This is a genomic window from Streptomyces sp. AHA2 (genome assembly GCF_036857595.1).
Classification (GTDB): domain Bacteria; phylum Actinomycetota; class Actinomycetes; order Streptomycetales; family Streptomycetaceae; genus Streptomyces.
The window spans coordinates 529724-550189 of record NZ_JAUQWJ010000002.1 but is presented as its reverse complement, the minus strand read 5'-3'; the positions used below and the strand labels follow the sequence as shown (position 1 = coordinate 550189).

The 20466-nt window shown below is 70.8% G+C and carries 19 protein-coding genes and 1 riboswitch; of the genes, 8 read left to right on the top strand and 11 right to left on the bottom strand.

Annotation, left to right across the window (positions count from 1 at the left end):
• Positions 1 to 67 precede the first annotated feature (67 nt).
• The 5 genes from Q5694_RS06560 to Q5694_RS06540 all read left to right on the top strand — a co-directional run bounded on the left by Q5694_RS06560 (position 68) and on the right by Q5694_RS06540 (position 5241).
• Complete coding sequence (locus Q5694_RS06560; protein ID WP_333931099.1) at positions 68 to 403, top strand: small secreted hydrophilic protein; 336 nt, start codon at positions 68 to 70, stop codon at positions 401 to 403.
• The gene (locus Q5694_RS06555; RefSeq protein WP_443040822.1) at positions 330 to 1844 is read left to right on the top strand and encodes an ATP-binding protein; all 1515 of its coding nucleotides are present in this window, start codon (positions 330 to 332) and stop codon (positions 1842 to 1844) included. Before Q5694_RS06560 ends, Q5694_RS06555 begins: the two co-directional genes overlap by 74 nt.
• The gene (locus Q5694_RS06550; RefSeq protein ID WP_333931098.1) at positions 1841 to 2500 is read left to right on the top strand and encodes a response regulator transcription factor; all 660 of its coding nucleotides are present in this window, start codon (positions 1841 to 1843) and stop codon (positions 2498 to 2500) included. The genes Q5694_RS06555 and Q5694_RS06550 overlap by 4 nt, the downstream gene beginning before the upstream one ends.
• An 81-nt stretch (positions 2501 to 2581) precedes the next feature.
• Positions 2582 to 3997, top strand: coding sequence for an SLC13 family permease (locus Q5694_RS06545; RefSeq protein WP_333931097.1), 1416 nt, complete (start codon positions 2582 to 2584; stop codon positions 3995 to 3997).
• Positions 3998 to 4029: 32 nt separating this feature from the next.
• Positions 4030 to 5241 (top strand): glycerate kinase family protein, encoded by a 1212-nt coding sequence (locus Q5694_RS06540; RefSeq protein ID WP_333931096.1) that lies wholly within the window; start codon positions 4030 to 4032, stop codon positions 5239 to 5241.
• Here the strand turns inward: Q5694_RS06540 and Q5694_RS06535 are convergent.
• The 6 genes from Q5694_RS06535 to ctaE form a co-directional block, all read right to left on the bottom strand.
• Entirely contained in the window at positions 5196 to 6563 is a 1368-nt protein-coding gene (locus tag Q5694_RS06535) for an aminotransferase class V-fold PLP-dependent enzyme (RefSeq protein ID WP_333931095.1), read from the bottom strand. The genes Q5694_RS06540 and Q5694_RS06535 overlap by 46 nt on opposite strands.
• A gap of 161 nt (positions 6564 to 6724) precedes the next feature.
• Positions 6725 to 6841, bottom strand: a riboswitch (SAM riboswitch).
• Positions 6842 to 6919: 78 nt separating this feature from the next.
• Positions 6920 to 7984, bottom strand: a complete 1065-nt coding sequence (gene trpD / locus Q5694_RS06530; protein ID WP_333931094.1) for an anthranilate phosphoribosyltransferase — start codon at positions 7982 to 7984, stop codon at positions 6920 to 6922.
• A 137-nt stretch (positions 7985 to 8121) separates the two neighbouring features.
• Positions 8122 to 9744 (bottom strand): cytochrome bc1 complex cytochrome b subunit, encoded by a 1623-nt coding sequence (gene qcrB / locus Q5694_RS06525; protein WP_333931093.1) that lies wholly within the window; start codon positions 9742 to 9744, stop codon positions 8122 to 8124.
• On the bottom strand, positions 9741 to 10808 hold the full coding sequence (gene qcrA, locus Q5694_RS06520; RefSeq protein ID WP_333931092.1) for a cytochrome bc1 complex Rieske iron-sulfur subunit: 1068 nt from the start codon (positions 10806 to 10808) through the stop codon (positions 9741 to 9743). The genes qcrB and qcrA overlap by 4 nt, the downstream gene beginning before the upstream one ends.
• Positions 10805 to 11617, bottom strand: coding sequence for a cytochrome bc1 complex diheme cytochrome c subunit (gene qcrC, locus Q5694_RS06515; protein WP_333931091.1), 813 nt, complete (start codon positions 11615 to 11617; stop codon positions 10805 to 10807). The genes qcrA and qcrC overlap by 4 nt, the downstream gene beginning before the upstream one ends.
• Before the next feature lie 81 nt (positions 11618 to 11698).
• Positions 11699 to 12319 (bottom strand): aa3-type cytochrome oxidase subunit III, encoded by a 621-nt coding sequence (gene ctaE, locus Q5694_RS06510; RefSeq protein ID WP_333931090.1) that lies wholly within the window; start codon positions 12317 to 12319, stop codon positions 11699 to 11701.
• A gap of 145 nt (positions 12320 to 12464) precedes the next feature.
• Here ctaE and Q5694_RS06505 point away from each other — a divergent pair, with 145 nt between their 5' ends.
• Positions 12465 to 12866, top strand: a complete 402-nt coding sequence (locus Q5694_RS06505; protein ID WP_333931088.1) for a hypothetical protein — start codon at positions 12465 to 12467, stop codon at positions 12864 to 12866.
• A gap of 19 nt (positions 12867 to 12885) precedes the next feature.
• On the opposite strand, the gene Q5694_RS06500 is transcribed toward Q5694_RS06505, so the two are convergent.
• The 4 genes from Q5694_RS06500 to ctaC all read right to left on the bottom strand — a co-directional run bounded on the left by Q5694_RS06500 (position 12886) and on the right by ctaC (position 17378).
• The gene (locus Q5694_RS06500; RefSeq protein ID WP_333931087.1) at positions 12886 to 14136 is read right to left on the bottom strand and encodes a L,D-transpeptidase; all 1251 of its coding nucleotides are present in this window, start codon (positions 14134 to 14136) and stop codon (positions 12886 to 12888) included.
• A 148-nt stretch (positions 14137 to 14284) separates the two neighbouring features.
• On the bottom strand, positions 14285 to 14683 hold the full coding sequence (locus Q5694_RS06495; protein WP_333931086.1) for a cytochrome c oxidase subunit 4: 399 nt from the start codon (positions 14681 to 14683) through the stop codon (positions 14285 to 14287).
• Positions 14680 to 16416 carry an aa3-type cytochrome oxidase subunit I gene (gene ctaD, locus Q5694_RS06490; protein ID WP_333931085.1) on the bottom strand — a complete coding sequence of 579 codons (1737 nt, stop codon included), beginning with the start codon at positions 16414 to 16416 and terminating at the stop codon, positions 14680 to 14682. Before ctaD ends, Q5694_RS06495 begins: the two co-directional genes overlap by 4 nt.
• Entirely contained in the window at positions 16413 to 17378 is a 966-nt protein-coding gene (gene ctaC, locus Q5694_RS06485) for an aa3-type cytochrome oxidase subunit II (RefSeq protein ID WP_333931084.1), read from the bottom strand. Before ctaC ends, ctaD begins: the two co-directional genes overlap by 4 nt.
• 265 nt (positions 17379 to 17643) lie before the next feature.
• Here ctaC and Q5694_RS06480 point away from each other — a divergent pair, with 265 nt between their 5' ends.
• Positions 17644 to 19020, top strand: a complete 1377-nt coding sequence (locus Q5694_RS06480) for a cysteine desulfurase/sulfurtransferase TusA family protein (protein ID WP_333931083.1) — start codon at positions 17644 to 17646, stop codon at positions 19018 to 19020.
• A gap of 127 nt (positions 19021 to 19147) precedes the next feature.
• On the opposite strand, the gene Q5694_RS06475 is transcribed toward Q5694_RS06480, so the two are convergent.
• Positions 19148 to 20122: a carbohydrate kinase family protein gene (locus Q5694_RS06475; protein ID WP_333931082.1), complete on the bottom strand. Its 975-nt coding sequence runs from the start codon at positions 20120 to 20122 to the stop codon at positions 19148 to 19150.
• A 132-nt stretch (positions 20123 to 20254) separates the two neighbouring features.
• Between Q5694_RS06475 and Q5694_RS06470 the strand changes: the two genes are divergently transcribed.
• Positions 20255 to 20464 carry a hypothetical protein gene (locus Q5694_RS06470; protein ID WP_333931081.1) on the top strand — a complete coding sequence of 70 codons (210 nt, stop codon included), beginning with the start codon at positions 20255 to 20257 and terminating at the stop codon, positions 20462 to 20464.
• The last annotated feature ends 2 nt before the right edge of the window (positions 20465 to 20466 follow it).

The following is a 20466-nucleotide window of genomic DNA, read 5'->3' as shown; positions in this document are numbered from 1 at the left end:
GGCGGATGAAGAGTTCTTCATCCGGGGTTCATGGAACGCGCCGGGTCGGGTCCGCAGGATCGGGCGCATGCCTTTCTCCCGTCGTATGGCCGCCCTGTCCGCGGTCGTGCTGATCCCGCTCGGCATCGCCGCGACCAGCTACGCCCTCGCGGACAGCCCCCGGCCGCCCGCGGTGCCCTCCCAGCAGGTGGAGCTGGACAGGAGCCCGTCCCCGTCCGCTCCGACGCCCCCCGCCACGCACGATCCCGCGCCGAAGGCCACGCCGTCCCGCCAGCCGGGCGACGAGGTCGTCTCGCGGCCCCCGGTGACCGACAGCCCAGCGAGTGACGATGACGACGACGACGGCCGGGGCACCGGGGACGACGGACCGGGCGACGACGACGGCCCCGGCTCCGACGGCTGACGGCGGGCGCCGGCGGGTCTCCGCCCGGGTCCGGATCCTGCTGTGGCTGCTGCTCGTGATGGCGGTCGCGCTCGCCTCGGTGGCGATGACCACCCGCTCGTTCCTCATGCGGGACGTGGACGACCGGATCAACGGGCTGCTGACCCAGGAGACCGGCGAGTTCGCCAACTTCGTGCAGCGGGGCGGCGATCCGCGCACGGGCCGCCCGTTCACCGACGCCGGGCGGCTGCTGACGGTGTTCCTGGAACGCCAGTACCCGGACGCAGACGAGGAGTTGATCGGCCTGGTCGCCGGGCCGGGCGGGGCTCCCCGGCAGATCCGCCAGCCGCACGAGCTGCCCGTCGCCCTGCCCCTGCACCAGGACGCCGAGGCCCGGCGCCGCATCTTCGCCGCGTCCGCGTCCTCCGGGGTGCTCCGGCGGCCGGACGGCGAGATCCGCTGGGCCAAGGTGACCGTGGCGCAGCGGGGCCGGGAGCCGGACGCCGCGTTCGTCGTCGCCTTCCACCCGGAGCGCGAACGGGCCCGGGTGAACAGCATGGCCCGCACCCTGCTGGTCATCTCCGGGGTGGCGCTGGTGCTGACCGTCGGCATCGCCTGGGCCGTCGCCGGGCGGATCCTGCGGCCGGTGCGCGTGGTGCGCACCGCGGCCGCGCAGCTCACCGAGCAGGACCTCACCCGGCGGATCCCGGTGCACGGCCACGACGACATAGCGGCCCTCGCGGAGACGTTCAACGGCATGCTCGACCGGCTGGAGCGGGCCTTCGCGGCCCAGCGCGAGTTCGTCGACGACGCCGGCCACGAGCTGCGCACCCCCATCACCATCGTGCGCGGCCACCTGGAGCTGATGGGCGACGACCCGGCCGAACGCGAGGAGACCGTGCGGCTGGTCACCGACGAGCTCGACCGGATGAGCCGCATCGTCGAGGACCTGCTGCTGCTCGCCAAGGCCGAACGGCCCGACTTCGTCACCCCGGAGCCGGTCCAGGTCGCCGAACTCACCGCCGACGTCTACGTCAAGGCCCGCACGCTGGGCGAGCGCGACTGGCGGCTCGACCCGGTCGCCGACCTGGAGGCCGCGCTGGACCCGCAGCGGATCACGCAGGCCATGGTGCAGCTCGCCCAGAACGCCGTGCAGCACACCGCACCCGGCCAGACCGTCCGCATCGGCTCGCGCACCGACGGCCCCCGCCTGGAGCTGTACGTCGCCGACTCGGGGCCCGGGGTGCAGCCGCAGGACACCGAGGTGATCTTCGAGCGGTTCCGGCGCGGCACGGCGCGCCGCGGCGCGCGGGGCTCCGGTGCCGGACTCGGGCTGTCCATCGTCAGGGCGATCGCCGAAGGCCACCGGGGGCACGTCCGGCTGGACGGCACACCCGGGGGCGGCGCCACCTTCACCCTCGTTCTTCCCACGCACCGGGCACCGGAAGGGGATCCCCCGTGAACCGCATCCTCATCGTCGAGGACGAGGAGCGCATCGCCTCCTTCGTCGAGAAGGGCCTGCGCTCCAACGGCTTCACCACCACCGTGGTCACCGACGGCGACGCCGGCTTCGAGTACGCCCTGACCGGCGGTTTCGACCTGGTCGTCCTGGACATCGGGCTGCCCGGCCGGGACGGCTTCACGGTCCTGCGCGAGCTGCGCGAGGCGCGGGTGTCGGTCCCGGTGCTCGTGCTGACCGCGCGGGACTCCGTCCGGGACACGGTGGCCGGCCTGGAGGGCGGTGCCGACGACTGGATGACCAAGCCGTTCCGGTTCGAGGAGCTGCTGGCCCGGGTCCGGCTCAGGCTGCGCACCGCGGCGCGCGCGCCGGAGGTGACGGTGCTCAGGTCGGGCTCCCTGAGCCTGGACCTGCGCACCCGCCGGGCCCGGTCCGGGGAGCGGACGGTGGATCTGACCGCTCGTGAGTTCGTGTTGCTGGAGCTGTTCCTGCGGCACCCGGGGCAGGTGCTGTCCCGGGAGCAGATCCTGTCGCACGTGTGGGGGTACGACTTCGACCCGGGCTCCAACATCGTGGACGTGTACGTGCGGACCCTGCGCAGGAAGCTGGGCGCGGAACGGGTCGAGACGGTAAGGGGGATGGGGTACCGGCTGCCGTAGCACGCCCTTCCCGAGGGCACGTGAGAACTCCTTCATGCAGGGCTCATGGGTGGCTCACCGCCCCCGCCGAACCTCGATGCCGTGGCCCTGAATCTGCGCTCCACCACCGCCCTGTGCGTGGCTCTGTCCCTGTGCGCGCTGCTCGCGGTCCCCTCGAACGCCCCGGCGCTCGGCGGTGACGCCCGCTTCACACTCGCCGTGTTCGCTCTGGCGACCTGCGCATGGATCGGGACCCCGATCGACGACACCTACATCGCGCTCGGCGCCGGACTCGCGCTCACCGTGACGGGGGTGATCAGCAGCGACACCCTCTTCGGCACCCTCGGTGACGCCACGGTCTGGCTGCTGATCTGCGCGTTCGTGCTCGCGGCCGCGGTCGGCCGGACCGGCCTCGCCGGGCGGGCCGCGGTGTTCCTGGTCAGCGGGGCGCGGACGGTGCGGCAGCTGGTGCACCTGACGACGGCCGCCCTGGTCGTGACGGCGTTCGCCGTGCCCGCCACCTCCGGCCGGGCCGCGCTCGCGCTGCCGGTGTTCCTCGCCCTCGCCCGGGTCCTGGCCGACCGGAAGCGACTGGTCGTGATGCTGGCACTGCTGTTCCCGACCGTGATCCTGCTGTCGGCGGTGGCGACCCTGATCGGGGCGGGAGCGCATCTGATCACCGTGTCGGTGCTGTGGGAGACGACCGGGCAGCACATCGGCTTCACCCAGTGGCTGCTGCTCGGGTTGCCCCTGGCCGTGGCCTCCTCCCACCTGGCGGCGGAACTGGTCCTGCTGACCACGACCCGGCGCACGGACCGCCGCGGGCCGGTGCGGATCACGCCCGAGCGGATCCAGGAGCACAGCGAGCAGCCGGTCACCGGGCCCTGGAGCCAGGCCGAGAAGCGCTGCGCCCTGCTGCTGGCCACCGTGGTCCTGCTGTGGTGCAGCGAGCCGCTGCACCGGGTGCCGCCCGCCCTGGTCGCGCTGACCGGCGCGGTCGTCGCCGCCTCGCCCGCCCTGGGCACCGTCCGGCTGAAGGACGCGCTGAAGACCGTGCCCTGGTCGTTGCTGCTGTTCATGGCGGCGACGATGGCGATGGGCGTCGCGCTCGCCGACTCCGGAGCGGCCCGGTGGCTGGTGTCCGGGCTGCCGGCGGGTACGTCCCCGATGCTGTTCCTCGCCGTCGTCATCGCCGTCAGCACGGGCGCCCACCTGGTCCTGCAGTCCCGGTCGGCCCGTTCCTCGGTGCTGGTGCCGCTGGTCGTGGCCGCCTCCGCCGGGGCCGGCGTCAACCCGGTCGCCGCCGCGCTCGCCTCCACCGCCGCCGCGGGCTTCTGCCACACCCTGCCCGCCTCGGCCAAGCCGGTCGCGCTGTTCGCGCAGCTCCCCGGCACTCCGGTCTACACCCCGCGTGACCTGCTGCGGCTGTCCGCGGTCCTCGCACCGCTGACCGCCGCGCTGGTCCTGCTCTTCGCCGTCGCGGTGTGGCCGCTGCTCGGCGTGTCCGTCACCCGATGAGCCCGCTGCTCCGCCCCGTGAAGGAGACCCGCATGCCCACCCGAGTCGTCGTGGCCCCCAGTGGTTTCAAGGAGTCGCTGTCCGCCGAGGCCGCGGCCGACGCCATCGCCGCCGGTGTGCGCCGGGTCCTGCCCGGTGCGGAACTCGACCTCGTGCCGCTGGTCGACGGCGGTGAGGGAACCGCCCGCGCCCTGGCCGCCGCCACCGGCGGCAGGATCGTCGCCCTGCCCGCGACCGGCCCGGCCGGGCAGGAGGTCCCCGCCCACTTCGCCCTCCTGGGCGACGGCCGCACCGCGGTGGTGGAGATGGCCGCGGTGGCCGGCCTCTGCCTGGTCCCCCGGGACCGGCGCGACCCGGGCGCCACCACGACCTACGGCGTCGGCGAACTGATCCGCGCCGCGCTCGGCACGGGCGTCCGGCGCATCCTCGTCGGCTGCGGGGACTCCGGCACCAGCGACGGGGGCGCGGGCGCGCTGCAGGCGCTCGGGGCCCGGCTGCTGGACCGGCAGGGCCGGGAACTGCCGCGGGGCGGCCGGGCGCTGACACGGCTGCACCGCGTCGACCTGTCCGGTACGGACCCGCGCCTGGGCCGGGTCGAACTGCTCGTCGCCTGCAACCCGTTCAACGTACTGTGCGGCGAGCGGGGCGTCGCCCGGGTCTTCGGACCGCAGAAGGGCGCGACGCCCGCGCAGGTGGAGCAGTTGTCCGGGGCCCTGGAGAACTGGGCGTCCGTCCTCACCCGGGACGCCGCCCGGCCCGGCACCGACCTGCGCCACGGGCCGGGCACGGGCGCCTCCGGCGGACTGGGCGCCGGTCTCGCCGCTCTGGGCGCCCGGCTCCTGCCCCGCTTCGAGGTGCTGCTGGGCCATCTCGACCTGGACGCCCGGCTCGCCCGCGCCGACCTGGTGGTCACCGCCGAGGGCGCGCTGGACCACCAGACGCCCCGCGGCAAGGTCCCGGCCGAGGTGGCCCGCCGGGCCAAGCGGTACGGCCGCCCGGTCCTCGCCCTGGCGGGCACCCTCGGCGAGGGCGCGCACGAGGTCCCGGGCGTGGACGCCTGCCACGGCATCCTGCCCGGCCCGATGGACCTGGCGGAGGCGCTGCTGCGCGGGAGCGAACTGCTCACGGACGCCACGGAACGGGCCCTGCGCATGATCGTGCTGGGCTCCCGGCTACCGCCGCTCGCGGCCGGCGGCCCTCACGCCGAGGTGTCCGGCACGCAACGGCCGTCCTCCGTGCGGTAGTTCCACTTCGCCCCGTCGGTCACCAGCTCCCGCACGGCCCGCACGAACCGCTCCACGTGCTCGTCCGGCGTGCCCGCGCCGAAGCTGACCCGGACGGCGTTGAGCGACTTCTCCCCCGGCGCGGCCTCCGGCGCCCCGCACTCGCCCTGCTGCCGCGCGTCGCCGCCGAGCAGCGTGCGCACCAGCGGGTGCGCGCAGAACAGGCCGTCCCGTACGCCGATGCCGTACTCGGCGGAGAGCGCGGCGGCGAAGTGGGAGCTGTTCCAGCCGTCCACCACGAAGGAGATGACGCCGACGCGCGGGGCGTCGTCGCCGAAGAGGGTCAGGATCCGGACCTCCGGCACGCCGGCGAGGCCCGCCGTCACCTTCTCGACGAGGTGGCGCTCCCGGGCGACCAGCGTGTCGAAGCCCGCCTCGGTGAGGGCCCTGCAGGCGGAGGCGATGGAGTAGGCACCGATAACGTTCGGGGAGCCGGCCTCGTGGCGGGCGGCGCCGTCGTGCCACTCCACGTCGACGCCCCCGTCCTCCCGGCGCGTGACCTTGCGCGAGGCGCCGCCGCCCGCGAGGTACGGCTCGGCCGCGCGCAGCCAGTCGGACCGCCCGGCCAGCACGCCGGAGCCGAAGGGCGCGTACAGCTTGTGCCCGGAGAAGGCGACCCAGTCGACGTCGAGGTCCGCGACGGACACGGGGTGGTGCGGGGCCAGCTGGGCGGCGTCCAGCACGATCCGCGCCCCGTGGGCGTGCGCGGCCGCCGCGAGTTCCCGTACGGGCCACAGCTCACCGGTGACGTTGGAGGCGCCGGTGACGCACACCAGGGCGGGGCCGTGGGGGTCGCGGTCGGCCAGGGCCCGTTCCAGCGTCTCGACGGCCTCGCGGTGGCTCCTCGGCGCGTCGAGGAAGGTGACCCGGGCGTCGCGCCAGGGAAGCAGGGAGGCGTGGTGCTCGGTCTCGAACACGAAGACGCGGCAGTCGTCCGGCAGGGCGGCGGCGAGCAGGTTCAGGGAGTCGGTGGTGGACCGGGTGAACACCACCTGGTCGCCGTCCCGGCAGCCGAGGAACTCCGCGACGGTGTGCCGGGCGTTCTCGAACAGGTCGGTGGACAGCTGGGACAGGTATCCGGCGCCGCGGTGGACGCTGCCGTAGTAGGGCGCGTAGGCGGCGACGTCGTCCCAGACCCGCTGGAGCGCCGGGGCGCTGGCCGCGTAGTCGAGCGCGGCGTAGGTGACCTCTCCGCCGGTCACCAGCGGCACGGTGACATCCCGGCCCAGAACGGGCAGCGGGGTGCGAACGGACTGGTCAGCGGCAACGGTGGAGACGGACATGGTGAACTCCCGTGAGATCAGGCGGAACCACCCGCGGGCCCCGAGGGGCTCCCGGCGGGGGTGAAGGAGGAAGGGGATGCGGAGGCGGGGCTCTGCGGCCCTATCGCATTCGCTGACTCACGGAAAACTCCTCGACGACCAGGACCCCTGGTATCGCGAGGGGTCCGCGCTTGCCGCAGACCTCGCTGCCTGCGGCCCGGTCTTCACCCGGGGCACCCCGCCACGGACGGAGGGTTGCCGGACAGTCGGCCGGGGCCTCATGACTGTCACTCATGACCTGTCCAGGAACGTACGCGAAAAGATCGGCGCCCCGCAACCCGGGTCCGGATCGCGGGACGCCGCTCGTCGGACAGACCCTAGGCGTTGGTCGCGGCCACCCAGCGCTCCAGGGTGCGCTTGGCGGCCCCCGAGTCGATCGACTCGGCCGCCTTCGCCATGCCGGCGCCGATCTGCTCGGTCAGCGTCCCCGTGCCCGGGTCCAGCGCCACCAGGGCCGCCGCCGAATTCAGCAGGACGGCGTCCCGCACCGGGCCCGTCTCGCCGTCCAGGAGGCGGCGGGCGACCTCGGCGTTGTAGGAGGCGTCCGCGCCGCGCAGGGCCTCGACCGGGACCAGGTCGATCCCGACGTCCCGCGGGTCGAAGGACTCCTCCGTCACCGTGCCGTCCCGGACGATCCACACCCGGGAGGTGGAGGTGGTGGTCAGCTCGTCGAGGCCGTCGTCACCCCGGAAGACCAGGGACGAGTGGCCGCGCCCCGCGAAGACGCCCGCGACGATCGGCGCCATCCGCGGGTCGGCCACGCCGACGGCCTGGGCGCGGACCTTGGCGGGGTTGGTCAGCGGGCCCAGGACGTTGAAGATCGTGCGGATGCCCAACTGGGCACGCGCCGCGCCCGCGTAGCGCATCGACGGGTGGAACTTCGCGGCGAAGCAGAAGGTGATCCCGGCCTCCTCGGCCACGCCCGCCACCCGGTGCGTCGGCAGCTCCAGGTTGACGCCGAGCTTCTCCAGGACGTCCGAGGCCCCGGAGGCCGACGAGGCGGCGCGGTTGCCGTGCTTGACGACCTTGGCGCCCGTGCCGGCGATGACGATGGCCGACATGGTGGAGATGTTGACGGTCTTCGCCCCGTCGCCGCCGGTTCCGACGATGTCGACGGCCGGCCCGGGCACCTCGATCACGTTGGCGTGCTCGTACATCGCCCGGACGAAACCGGAGATCTCCTCGACGGTCTCGCCCTTGGCGCGCAGCGCCACCACGAACCCGGCGATCTGCGCGTCCGTGGCCTCGCCGCGCATGATCAGATCCATCGCCCACGCGGTGTCGTCGGCGGTCAGGTCCCGGCCCTGCAGCAGGCCGTTCAACAGCGCGGGCCAGGAGCGGCCCGCCGCGGTGTCGCCTCCAGCGGGGGTCACAGCGCTCATAAGCCGCTCCAGGGTCAGGTGTCCCGCACTGCGGGACGGAATGTCTCGACGCGTCCACCCTATCCAGCCCCGGACAGGGCGAAGGGCCCCGTCCGAACACCGGACGGGGCCCTTCGAGTGGCGTGGCGAAGCAGTGATCAGTGGTGGCCGTGGCCGCTCGTGATCTCCCGGTACTCCTCGACGGTGGGCTTCGGGATCTGGGAGCCGTCGCCGTAGTAGGCGTCGCTGAGCTTGGCGCGCAGCTTCTCGGAACCCTTCACCTTGCGCTCGACGCCGTTCTCGTCGACCGTCGGGCCGAGCTCGACCGGCTTGTACTGCTCGTGCGCCGTGAGCGTGTACATCTGCTCCTGGCTGAGCGGCTCGTGCACCTCGATGAACTCACCGTGCGGCAGGCGCTTGATGATGCCCGACTCGCGGCCGTGCAGCACCTTGTCCTTGTCCCGGCGCTGCAGGCCGAGGCAGATGCGCTTGGTGATGACGAAGGCGATGACCGGGCCGAGGAAGAACCCGATCCGGACGAACCAGGTGACCGCGTTGATCGACAGGTGGAAGTGGGTGGCGACGATGTCGTTGCCACCACCGATCAGCATGATCACGTAGCCGGTGATCCACGCGACACCGACGGCCGTGCGCGTCGGGGCGTTGCGCGGGCGGTCCAGGATGTGGTGCTCGCGCTTGTCCCCGGTGACCCAGGACTCGATGAACGGGTACAGGGCGATGATCGCGAGGAACAGGCCGAAGAGGACCAGCGGGATGAACACGCCCAGGACGAGCGTGTGACCCCAGAAGTTGATCTCCCAGCCCGGCATGGCGCGGACCAGGCCCTCGGCGAAGCCCATGTACCAGTCGGGCTGGGCACCGGTCGACACCTGGTCGGCACGGTAGGGGCCCAGGACCCAGATCGGGTTGACGGTCGCGATGCCGGCGATGGCCGCGATGACACCGAAGACCAGGAAGAAGAAGCCTCCGGCCTTGGCCATGTAGACCGGCAGCAGCGGCATGCCGACGACGTTCTTGTTGGTCCGGCCGGGACCCGCGAACTGCGTGTGCTTGTGGTAGAAGACCAGGATCAGGTGGGCGACCACGAGCCCGAGCATGATGCCCGGCAGCAGCAGGATGTGGATCGAGTAGAACCGGGCGACGAAGTCGGTGCCCGGGAACTCCCCGCCGAACAGGAACATCGAGATGTACGTGCCGACGATCGGCACGGACAGGATCGCGCCCTGCGTGAAGCGGACACCGGTGCCGGAGAGCAGGTCGTCCGGGAGCGAGTAGCCGGTGAACCCGGTGAACATGCCGAGGACGAGCAGCAGGAAGCCGAACAGCCAGTTGACCTCGCGCGGCTTGCGGAACGCGCCGGTGAAGAAGACGCGCATCATGTGCACGAACATGCCGGCGAGGAAGATGATCGCCGCCCAGTGGTGGATCTGCCGGATGAGCAGACCGCCCCGGACGTCGAAGCTGATCTCCAGCGTGGAGGCGAACGCCTCCGACATCAGCTGCCCCTGCAGCGGGACGTAACTGCCGTGGTACTCCACCTCGTTCATCGACGGGTGGAAGAACAGCGTCAGGTACACACCCGTCAGGATGATGATGATGAAGCTGTAGAGGCAGATCTCACCCAGCATGAAGGACCAGTGGTCCGGGAAGATCTTGCGCATGTTGGCCTTGGCCAGGGAGTAGATCCCCAGGCGGCCGTCGGCCCAGTCGGCGACCCGCTCTCCGGCGGGTGCCTTGCGGCGTGTCTGTGCAGTGCTCATCCGCGCTCCCAGAAAGCAGGGCCGACGGGCTCTTCGAAGTCGCCGAGCGCCTCGAGGTAGCCCTCGTCGTTCACGCCGATGCGGAGCTGCGGCAGGGCGTGACCGGCGGGGCCGAAGATCACTCGGGCACCGTCGGAGAGGTCGAAGGTGGACTGGTGGCAGGGGCAGAGCACGTGGTGCGTCTGCTGCTCGTACAGGGAGATCGGGCAGCCGACGTGGGTGCAGATCTTCGAGTACGCGACGATGCCCTCGTGCGACCACTCGAGCTCGCGCTTGTCCTTGATGTTCTCCGGCTGGATCCGGACGATCATCAGGGCGGCCTTGGCGATCTCGTTCTGGAAGGAGTGGTCGTGCTCCTCCAGGCCCTCGGGCTTGGCGAAGGTCAGCGAACCGACCGTGACGTCGGAGGGACGCAGCGGCTCGTTGGTGTTCATGTTGACGAGCAGCTTGCCCTTGGACCACAGCGTGTGGCGGAGCTTCTCGCCGGGCAGCGGGCCGAGGTCGCGCAGCAGCACGACACCGGAGAGCGGCACCAGCGTCAGCGCGCCGAGCATGGTGTTGCGGATCAGCTTGCGGCGGCCGAGCGCGGACTCCTTGGCGCCCTGCTTGAAGTCGGCGAAGACCTTCTCGCGGACCTCGGGCGCCGCCTCGATCGGGTGCCGCTCGTCGGCGATCTCCACGTCCGACATCAGCGTGCGGGCCCAGTGGACCGCGCCCGCGCCGATGCAGAACAGCGCGATGCCGAGCGTGAGGCCCAGCGCGAAGTTCAGCGCGCTGATGTGGCCCAGCGGGAAGATGTACACCGTCTTGTCGACCGGGATCGCCACGAACGAGGCGATGAAGGCGATGGTCGCCAGCATCGACACCGTGAACATCAGGGCGACCGACCGCTCGGACCGCTTGGCGGCCCGCTCGTCGACGTCCTGGATCCGGTGCTCGTGGGGCGGCAGGCCCGGGTCGGCGAACGGGTGCTTCTCGTCCGCGACGCTCACCACGCCGTGCTCGTCGTGTCCTGCGGACTGCGCGGCAGGCAGGTTCTCTTCTGGAATGTCTTGGCTACTCATGACTTCTTGGCCTTTGCGGTCCGAGCGGCGACCCATACGGCGACGGCGATCAGGCCGCCGAGACCGAAGACCCAGCCGAACAAGCCCTCGGCCACCGGGCCGATGCCGCCCAGTTCCAGGCCGCCGAAGCTCTCGCTCTCTTCGCCGTTGACCGCGTCGAGGTACGCGATGATGTCCTTCTTGTTCTTCTCCGACAGCGTCGTGTCGGGGAAGGACGGCATGTTCTGCGGGCCGGTCTGCATGGCCTCGTAGATGTGCTTCGGGGTGACGCCCTCAAGGTTCGGCGCGTACTTGCCGTGCGTGAGCGCGCCGCCCTTGCCGGTGAAGTTGTGGCACTGCGCGCAGTTGGTGCGGAACAGCTCACCGCCCTTGGCGATGTCGGCACCCTCGGGGCCGTACTGCTCCTCCGTCGGAACGGACGGACCGGCGCCCAGCGAGGCGATGTACGCCGCGAGCTGGTCGATCTCGGCCTGCGAGTAGATGTTCTTCTTCTCCGGGACCTGGGGGCCCTGGGAGGTGGCGGCCGGCATACGGCCCGTACCCACCTGGAAGTCGACGGCCGCGGCGCCCACACCCACCAGGCTCGGCCCGTCGGAGGTGCCCTGACCGCCGGTGCCGTGGCAACTGGCGCAGCCGACGGCGTAGAGCTTCTTGCCCTCCTCGATGGTGAGGGACTGGGCGGTTTCGTCGGCCTGCGCCTTGTCCGCGGGTGCGAACACGGCGTACAGCCCCCCGGTGCATGCCAGCGCGAGGAGTAGGACCACGAGCGCCGCCAACGGGTGGCGTCGTCGTGCGGAGAGCTTTTTCACGGATTACCCCGGTGTCAGGATCTTCTGCGTCGATGCTTCTGGGATGCGCGCTTCGTCGAGCACGCGCGGTTGGGGGCCCTGCTACTTGATCATGTAGATCGTGGCGAAGAGGCCGATCCAGACGACATCGACGAAGTGCCAGTAGTAGGACACGACGATCGCAGCGGTCGCCTGCTCGTGGGTGAACCTCCGGGCCGCGTAGGTCCGGCCCAGGACCAGCAGGAAGGCGATGAGACCGCCTGTCACGTGCAGGCCGTGGAAACCGGTGGTCAGGTAGAACACCGAGCCGTACGGGTCGGACGAGAGGGACAGGCCCTCGTGCTTGACCAGCTCGGTGTACTCGAAGACCTGACCGCCGATGAAGATCGCACCCATCACGAAGGTGACGATGAACCACATCCGGAGCTTCTTCACGTCACCGCGCTCGGCGGCGAAGACGCCGAGCTGGCAGGTGAGCGAGGAGAGCACCAGGATCGTGGTGTTCGTCGCCGAGAACGGGAAGTTCAGGGCATCGGCCTTCTCCTGCCAGAAGTCAGGACCGGTCACCGATCGCAGGGTGAAGTACATCGCGAAGAGGGCCGCGAAGAACATCAGCTCGGAACTCAGCCAGATGATGGTTCCGACGCTGGTGAGGTTCGGCCGGTTGACCGACGGGTGCGCGTGCCCGGTTTCTACTGTCGTTGCTGTCGCCACGACCGACATTATGTCGGTCGCTTATCCCGCCCTCACTCCGGGGGGTGCCGTTCGGAGTGTCTTCACCGTTCGTACCGGTGTTGACGTGGTGTTCAAGGGAGTAGCATCCGGCCCAACGGGCCTGTCCTTACGACGCTGACGTCACGGAGGAACAATGCAGCCGACCGCCACGGTGCTGGTCTACAGCGACGACTCCCACACCCGCGAGCAGGTACGGCTCGCCACCGGACGGCGGCCGGCGCCCGACGTGCCCGTGGTGGAGTTCGTGGAGTGCGCGACCCCCGCGGCGGTGGTGAAGGCGCTGGACAAGGGCGGGATCGACGTCTGCGTCCTGGACGGCGAGGCCGTGCCCATGGGGGGCATGGGCGTCTGCCGGCAGATCAAGGACGAGATCTTCGACTGCCCGCCGGTGCTGCTGCTGATCGCCCGGCCGCAGGACGCGTGGCTGGCGACGTGGAGCCGCGCGGAGGCGGCGGTGGCGCTGCCGGTGGATCCGGTGGAGTTCGCCTCCGCGCTGGCGTCCCTGCTGCGGGAGAAGGCGGCTCTGCACGCCTAGGAGCTGCGGCACCCGCCGGTCACACGCTCTGCGGCGTCAGGCGGGCCGTGTCGGCCTGCGTGGGCCCGTCGGACGCGCCTGCGGCCAGGGCGCTGCCGGTGCGCCACTTCGCCCAGTCGAGGTTCCAGTCGCCGTAGCCGTTGCCGAACGGGGCCATCGTGTCGCCGCCGGAGTTGACCACCTCGACGATGTCGCCCTCGCGGACGGTGTCGTAGAACCAGGCGGCGTTCTCGGTGCTCATGCCGGTGCAGCCGTGGCTGACGTTGGCGAAGCCCTGGGAGCCGACCGACCAGGGGGCGGCGTGGACGTACTCGCCGCTGTTGGTGACCCGGACCGAGTGGTGCACGATCAGGTCGTAGAAGTCCGCGGCGCCGATGCTGGCGCTGGTCATGCGGACGGTGCCCTCCTTGGCGAGGACGACCTTGACGCCGTTGCGGGTGTCGTAGCCGGGCATGCCCGTGGTGACGGGTATCTCGCGGATGACCTCGTCGTTCCTGTAGACGGTCATCCGGTGGGCCGCGGCGTCCGTGACGGCCACCAGCTTGTCGCCGGTGGTGAGGGTCAGCGGCTCGGACTTGCCGCCCCACATGCGGTCGCCGACCTTGATGCCCTCCAGGTTGCTGCGGACCTGGACGGTGGCGTGGGCGGGCCAGTACTCCCTGGGGCGGTAGTGGAGCTTCTTGTCGTCCACCCAGTGCCAGGCGCCCTCGGTGGCGGGTATGGACGTGACCTTGAGGGCGCGCTCCACGACGGCCCGCTGGGCGGGGTCCTTCACGGGCTGGCTCAGCTCGGCCGTGACGGGCTGGCCGACGCCGTAGGTGCCCTTCTCCGGGCCGAAGGCGACGTCCAGGCGCTTCTTGGCGGTGGGCCTGCCGGTGGTGAACGTGATCACCTTGCGGCCGGGTGCCCCGTCCTCGTTCTCGGTGCTCACCCGGACCGTGTAGCCGGCGTCGGCGGCCAGCGGGGAGGTGCTGTGCCAGCGGCGTCCGTCGGCGGCGAGTTCGCCCGCCACGTAGCGCCCTGAGGCGTCGTAGGCCGTCACGTCGGTGATGCGCCCGCCGGAGTCCTCGGCGGCCACTTCGAGGGGCTTGTCCGGGTCGGCCTTCCTGCTGCCCCCGGTGGGGGCGTTGAAGGAGATCTGGTCCGCCGCGTCGTAGGGGCGGGCGGAGAGCGGGTCGCCGTCCGAGCCGCAGGCGGTGACGCCCGCACAGAGGGCTATCACCAGCATCGCGCAGCTGACGACGGGGCGGGAGTTCGCTGTGTGGCTCATGGCCTCACGCTAGGAAGCGACGTCAACCGCGGCACGCCGGACGACTCGTACGAGTGACATGCATTGCGGCGGACGGCGGACACGAGAGCAGGGGCCCGGACGCTCCTCACGGAGTGTCCGGGCCCCTGCGGCGCTCGGTGCGTCCTGCTTACTGGGTGCGGTTCTCACCGCGGTAGTACTCGAAGACCCAGCCCCAGACGGCGATCAGGATGATCGGCAGCGAGAAGTACATCAGCCACCAGCCGACGGCGACCGCCAGGAAGGCGAAGGCGCCGCCGATGCCCAGGAAGAGCGGCTGCCAGCTGTGCGGGCTGAAGAACCCGACCTCGCCGGCGTCGTCCGCGACGTCCGCCTCCTTGTTGTCCTGCGCGCCGACGTCCACCCGCTTGGCCGTGAAGCCGAGGTAGAAGCCGATCATGATGCACAGGCCGAACGCCAGGAAGAGGGCCGTGGTGCCGGCGGGCTCCTTCGACCAGAAGCCGTAGACGACCGCCATGACGAGCACGAAGGCGCTCAGCCACATGAACATCTTGCCCTGGATCTTCACTTGCCGGCCTCCTTGCCGCCAGCGAGGGCCTTGTCGCCGTGGCCCACGTTCTCGAGCTGGTCGAGAGCTGCGATCTCCGGGTGGTGCAGGTCGAACGCCGGGGATTCGCTGCGGATCCGCGGCATGGTGAGGAAGTTGTGCCGCGGCGGCGGGCAGGAGGTGGCCCACTCCAGGGAGCGGCCGTAGCCCCACGGGTCGTCGACGCCGACCGGCTTGCCGTACTTGGCCGTCTTCCAGACGTTGTAGAAGAACGGCAGGATCGACATGCCGAGCAGGAACGAGCTGATCGTCGAGATCGTGTTCAGCGCGGTGAAGCCGTCGGCCGCCAGGTAGTCGGCGTACCGGCGCGGCATGCCCTCGGCGCCCAGCCAGTGCTGCACCAGGAACGTGCCGTGGAAGCCGATGAACAGCGTCCAGAAGGTGATCTTGCCCAGGCGCTCGTCCAGCATCTTGCCGGTCCACTTCGGCCACCAGAAGTGGAAGCCGGAGAACATCGCGAACACCACGGTGCCGAAGACGACGTAGTGGAAGTGGGCCACCACGAAGTAGGAGTCGGAGACGTGGAAGTCCATCGGCGGCGAGGCCAGGATGACACCGGTCAGACCACCGAAGGTGAAGGTGATCAGGAAGCCGGTGGCCCAGAGCATCGGCGTCTCGAAGGACAGCGAGCCCTTCCACATGGTGCCGATCCAGTTGAAGAACTTCACACCGGTCGGGACCGCGATCAGGAAGGTCATGAAGGAGAAGAACGGCAGCAGCACACCGCCGGTGACGTACATGTGGTGAGCCCACACCGTCACGGACAGACCCGCGATCGCGATGGTCGCGCCGATCAGACCCGTGTAACCGAACATCGGCTTGCGGGAGAAGACCGGGATGACCTCACTGATGATGCCGAAGAACGGCAACGCGATGATGTACACCTCTGGATGGCCGAAGAACCAGAAGAGGTGCTGCCACAGCAGGGCGCCGCCGTTGGCGGAGTCGAAGATGTGGGCGCCGAACTTGCGGTCCGCCTCCAGGGCGAACAGGGCCGCGGCCAGCACCGGGAAGGCCAGCAGGACCAGCACACCGGTCAGCAGCACGTTCCAGGTGAAGATCGGCATGCGGAACATCGTCATGCCGGGCGCGCGCATGCAGATGATCGTGGTGATGAAGTTGACCGAGCCGAGGATGGTGCCGAAGCCGGAGAAGGCCAGACCCATGATCCACATGTCGGCGCCGATGCCGGGCGAGCGCACCGCGTCCGACAGCGGGCTGTAGGCGAACCAGCCGAAGTCGGCCGCACCCTGGGGGGTGAGGAAACCGCCCACCGCGATGAGCGAGCCGAACAGGTACAGCCAGTAGGCGAACATGTTCAGCCGCGGGAACGCCACGTCCGGCGCGCCGATCTGCAGCGGCATGATCCAGTTCGCGAAGCCCGCGAACAGCGGCGTCGCGAACATCAGCAGCATGATCGTGCCGTGCATCGTGAACGCCTGGTTGAACTGCTCGTTCGACATGATCTGCAGACCGGGCCGGGCGAGCTCGGCGCGCATGAACAGCGCCATCACGCCACCGATGACGAAGAACACGAAGGACGTCGCCAGGTACAGCGTGCCGATCGTCTTGTGGTCCGTCGTCGTCAGCCACTTGACCACGACACTGCCGCGGTTCTGGCGCCGGACCGGCTGCTCGTCCTCGTAGTGGGACCCAGCTGCCGCGGCACCCTTGGGGTCATTCAGGATGCTCACAGTACGTTCGACTCCCGGTTCTTCTCGTGGCCCGCCTGCTCGATGCCGGACGGGACGTAACCGGTCTGCCCCTTCTTCACGAGGTCCTTGAGGTGCTGCTCGTAGCGCTCGGGGGAGACGACCTTCACGTTGAACAGCATCCGCGAGTGGTCGACGCCGCAGAGCTCGGCGCACTTGCCGAGGAAGGTGCCCTCCCTGTTGGGGGTCACCTCGAAGGCGTTGGTGTGGCCCGGGATGACGTCCTGCTTCATCAGGAACGGCACCACCCAGAAGGAGTGGATGACGTCACGGGAGGTCAGGATGAAGCGGACCCTCTTGCCCTCGGGGAGCCAGAGCGTCGGACCCGGGTTGTTCGTCTGCGGGTTCCGGGTGCCCGGGGTACCGCAGTCGTAGGTGCCGCCGGCGTTGGCCGGGAAGTCCTTCTTGAACCGGTCCGGGATCGCGTCCAGGTCCTTGGAGGTCTTCGCGTCACCGGAGGTGCCGGAGACGGGCTCGATGTAGTTGAAGCACCAGCTCCACTGGAAGCCGACCACGTTGACCGTGACGTCGGGCTTCTTCTTGAGGCTGAGGAGCTCGGACTCGTCGCGGGCGGTGAAGTAGAACAGCACCGAGACGATGATGAGCGGGACCACGGTGTACAGCGCCTCGATGGGCATGTTGTACCGGGTCTGCGGAGGTACCTCGACCTTGGTGCGGCTGCGCCGGTGGAAGAAAGCACTCCACAGGATCAGACCCCACACCAGCACGCCGACGGCGAGCGCAGCCGCCCAGGACCCCTGCCACAGGGAGAGGATCCGCGGAGCCTCTTCCGTGGTCGGGGTGGGCATACCAAGGCGGGGGAAGTCTTCCCAGTTGTACGAGCAACCGGTGGCCGTCGCCAAGACCAGGCCCGCGGTCAGTGCCTGCAGCAGCTTCCGCCGCATCGGGCGCCGCGGCGAGCGGTCGGAGCCGTTGGGACTCACGTAGCGCCTTCCCGAGAGTCTCGCCCGCGCGGATCGGCTGCGGCCTGGCCTTCTCGCTGGTCGGTCGCCGCCCTGCGTCGGGCAGGGGTTTGGATGTTTATGCGGACCAAACCCTAGCCGACGCCCTTCGGGGGTTCTCCGGGAGGGGGGCCTAGTGGGGTGGGGTGTTCGCTTGATTGGCGGGTGCGGCCGTCGTCGTGGCTTCTCGTGCAGTTCCCCGCGCCCCCGAGGGACGTCCGGGTGCCGGGCGTTCTAGCGTTGCGGTGTGGGTTACTTCGATGCTGCTTCCGGTGCTCCCCTTCATCCTGTTGCCCGGCAGGCCCTGCTGGCCTCCCTGGACGAGGGGTGGGCCGATCCCGCGCGGTTGTACCGGGAGGGGCGGCGGGCACGGCTGCTGCTCGACGCGGCGCGCGAGGCCGCCGCCGAGGCGGTGGGGTGCCGGCCGGACGAGCTGGTGTTCACCTCGTCCGGGACGCGTGCCGTGCACGCGGGGATCGCGGGCGCGCTGGCCGGACGGCGCCGGGCCGGACGCCACCTGATCGTGTCAGCGGTCGAACACTCCTCGGTCCTCCATTCGGCCGAACTGCACCAGGCGCAGGGCGGTTCGGTCAGCCAGGTACCGGTGGACCGGCACGGGGCGGTGGACCCCGCCGCCTACGCCGAAGCCCTGCGCCCCGACACGGCCCTGGCGTGTCTTCAGTCGGCCAACCACGAGGTGGGCACCGAGCAGCCGGTCGGGGAGGTGGCCCGGCTGTGCCGGGAGGCCGGGGTGCCGTTGCTGGTGGACGCGGCGCAGTCGCTCGGCTGGGGGCCGGTGGACGGGGACTGGTCGCTGCTGACGGGCAGTGCGCACAAGTGGGGCGGGCCGTCCGGGGTCGGGCTGCTCGTGGTGCGCAAGGGGGTGCGCTTCGCGGCGCAAGGTCCGTCGGACGAGCGGGAGTCGGGGCGGGCGCCCGGCTTCGAGAACATCCCGGCCGTCGTGGCGGCGGCCGCGTCGCTGCGCGCCGTACGGGCCGAGGCCGCCCATGAGGCGCGGCGGCTGCGGGAGCTGACGGACCGGATCCGGACCCGGGTGCCGCGGCTGGTGCCCGACGCCGAGGTGGTCGGCGACCCGGTGCGGCGCCTGCCCGGGGTCGTCACCTTCTCCTGCCTCTACGTCGACGGCGAGGCCCTGCTGCACGAGCTGGACCGGGCCGATTTCTCCGTCTCGTCCGGATCGTCCTGCACGAGCAGCACCCTGACCCCCAGCCACGTCCTGCGGGCCATGGGCGTGCTGAGTGAGGGAAATGTGCGGGTTTCGCTGCCGATGGGGGCGGCCGAGGAGGATGTGGAGAGGTTCCTGGAGGTGCTGCCCGGGGCGGTGACGGCGGTCCGGGAGCAGCTGGGGGCGCCGGTTTCGGAGACGGTGGTGCGGGAGGACGTGCTCGTCGTGGACTCCCTGGGCAAGAGGTGCCCGATCCCGGTCATCGAACTCGCCGGGGTCATCGGTGACGTGCCCGTGGGGGGACTGGTCCGGGTCCTGTCGGACGACGAGGCGGCCCGCCTGGACATCCCGGCGTGGTGCGAGATGAGGAACCAGGAGTACGTGGGCGAGGAACCGGCGGAGCGGGGAACGGCGTACCTGATCCGCCGGGCGACCTGAGTCGCCCGGGGGCGCGGGGGCGTGTCGCCGTGCGGCTGCCGCGGGTGCGCGGGGGCGTGCCGCTGTGGCCGCCGCCGCGGGTGCGCGGCCGGCCCCGCAGCCGCCACGCACCCGCGGCCGACGGCGGTCAGCCCAGGTGCCCCCGGACCTCTTCCGCGGCCTCGTCCCCGTACGCCTTGGTGAACCGCTCCATGAAGTGGCCGCGCCGCAACTGGTACTCCTGCGTCCCGACCGTCTCGATGACGAGGGTCGCCAGCATGCACCCGACCTGCGCGGCCCGCTCCAGGGAGACGCCCCAGGCCAGGCCGGAGAGGAACCCGGCGCGGAAGGCGTCGCCGACGCCCGTCGGGTCGGCCTTGCGCTCCTCGTCCGGCGTGCCGACCTCGACGGGGTCTTCGCCGGCCCGCTCGATGCGCACGCCCCGCGCGCCGAGGGTGGTCACCCGGTGGCCGACCCGGGCCAGGATCTCGGCGTCCGTCCAGCCGGTCTTGGTCTCGATGAGGCCCTTCTCGTACTCGTTGGAGAAGAGGTAGGTCGCCCCGTCCAGCAGGATGCGGATCTCCTCGCCGTCCATGCGGGCGATCTGCTGGGAGAAGTCCGCGGCGAACGGGATGTTCCGCGTGCGGCACTCCTCGGTGTGGCGGAGCATCGCCTCCGGGTCGTCGGCGCCGATGGAGACCAGGTCGAGGCCGCCGACCCGGTCGGCGACCGTCTTGAGCTCGATGAGCCGGGCCTCGCTCATGGCGCCGGTGTAGAAGGAGCCGATCTGGTTGTGGTCGGCGTCGGTGGTGCACACGAAGCGGGCGGTGTGCAGCGTGTCGGAGATGCGGACGGAGTCGGTGTCGACGCCGTGCCGCTCCAGCCAGGCCCGGTACTCGTCGAAGTCCGCGCCCGCGGCGCCGACCAGGATCGGCCGGGTGCCCAGCTGTCCCATGCCGAAGGCGATGTTCGCGGCGACGCCGCCGCGGCGGACGTCCAGCTTGTCGACCAGGAACGACAGCGAGACCGTGTGCAGCTGGTCCGCTACGAGCTGGTCGGCGAAGCGGCCGGGGAAGGTCATGAGGTGGTCGGTGGCGATGGAGCCGGTGACTGCGATGCGCACGGCGTGGAATCTCCTGGGGGAGGCGGACCTTGACGTCTCACGCTATCGGGTGGGCGTGGCCGCTCTGAAGGCAACGAAACTACCCGATAGTAGATCTTTCTTCGTGGACCGGGCCGTGCATACGGTGCCGTCATGACGAACCTCGAGCTCCAGACCACCGCTCCGGTCGACATCGAAGGCGATCTGGCGTCGCTGCCGGGTGAGGGGGCGCGGATGGCTCCGCACTGGGCGGCCCCCGAGCGGGACGCCTCCCGGCCGGTCTCCCCGGCCCGGATCCACGGGGTGCGGGTGCCCGTCGCGTCGGCGCGTCTGCTCGACGCGATGTCGGACTACGGCGACTGAAC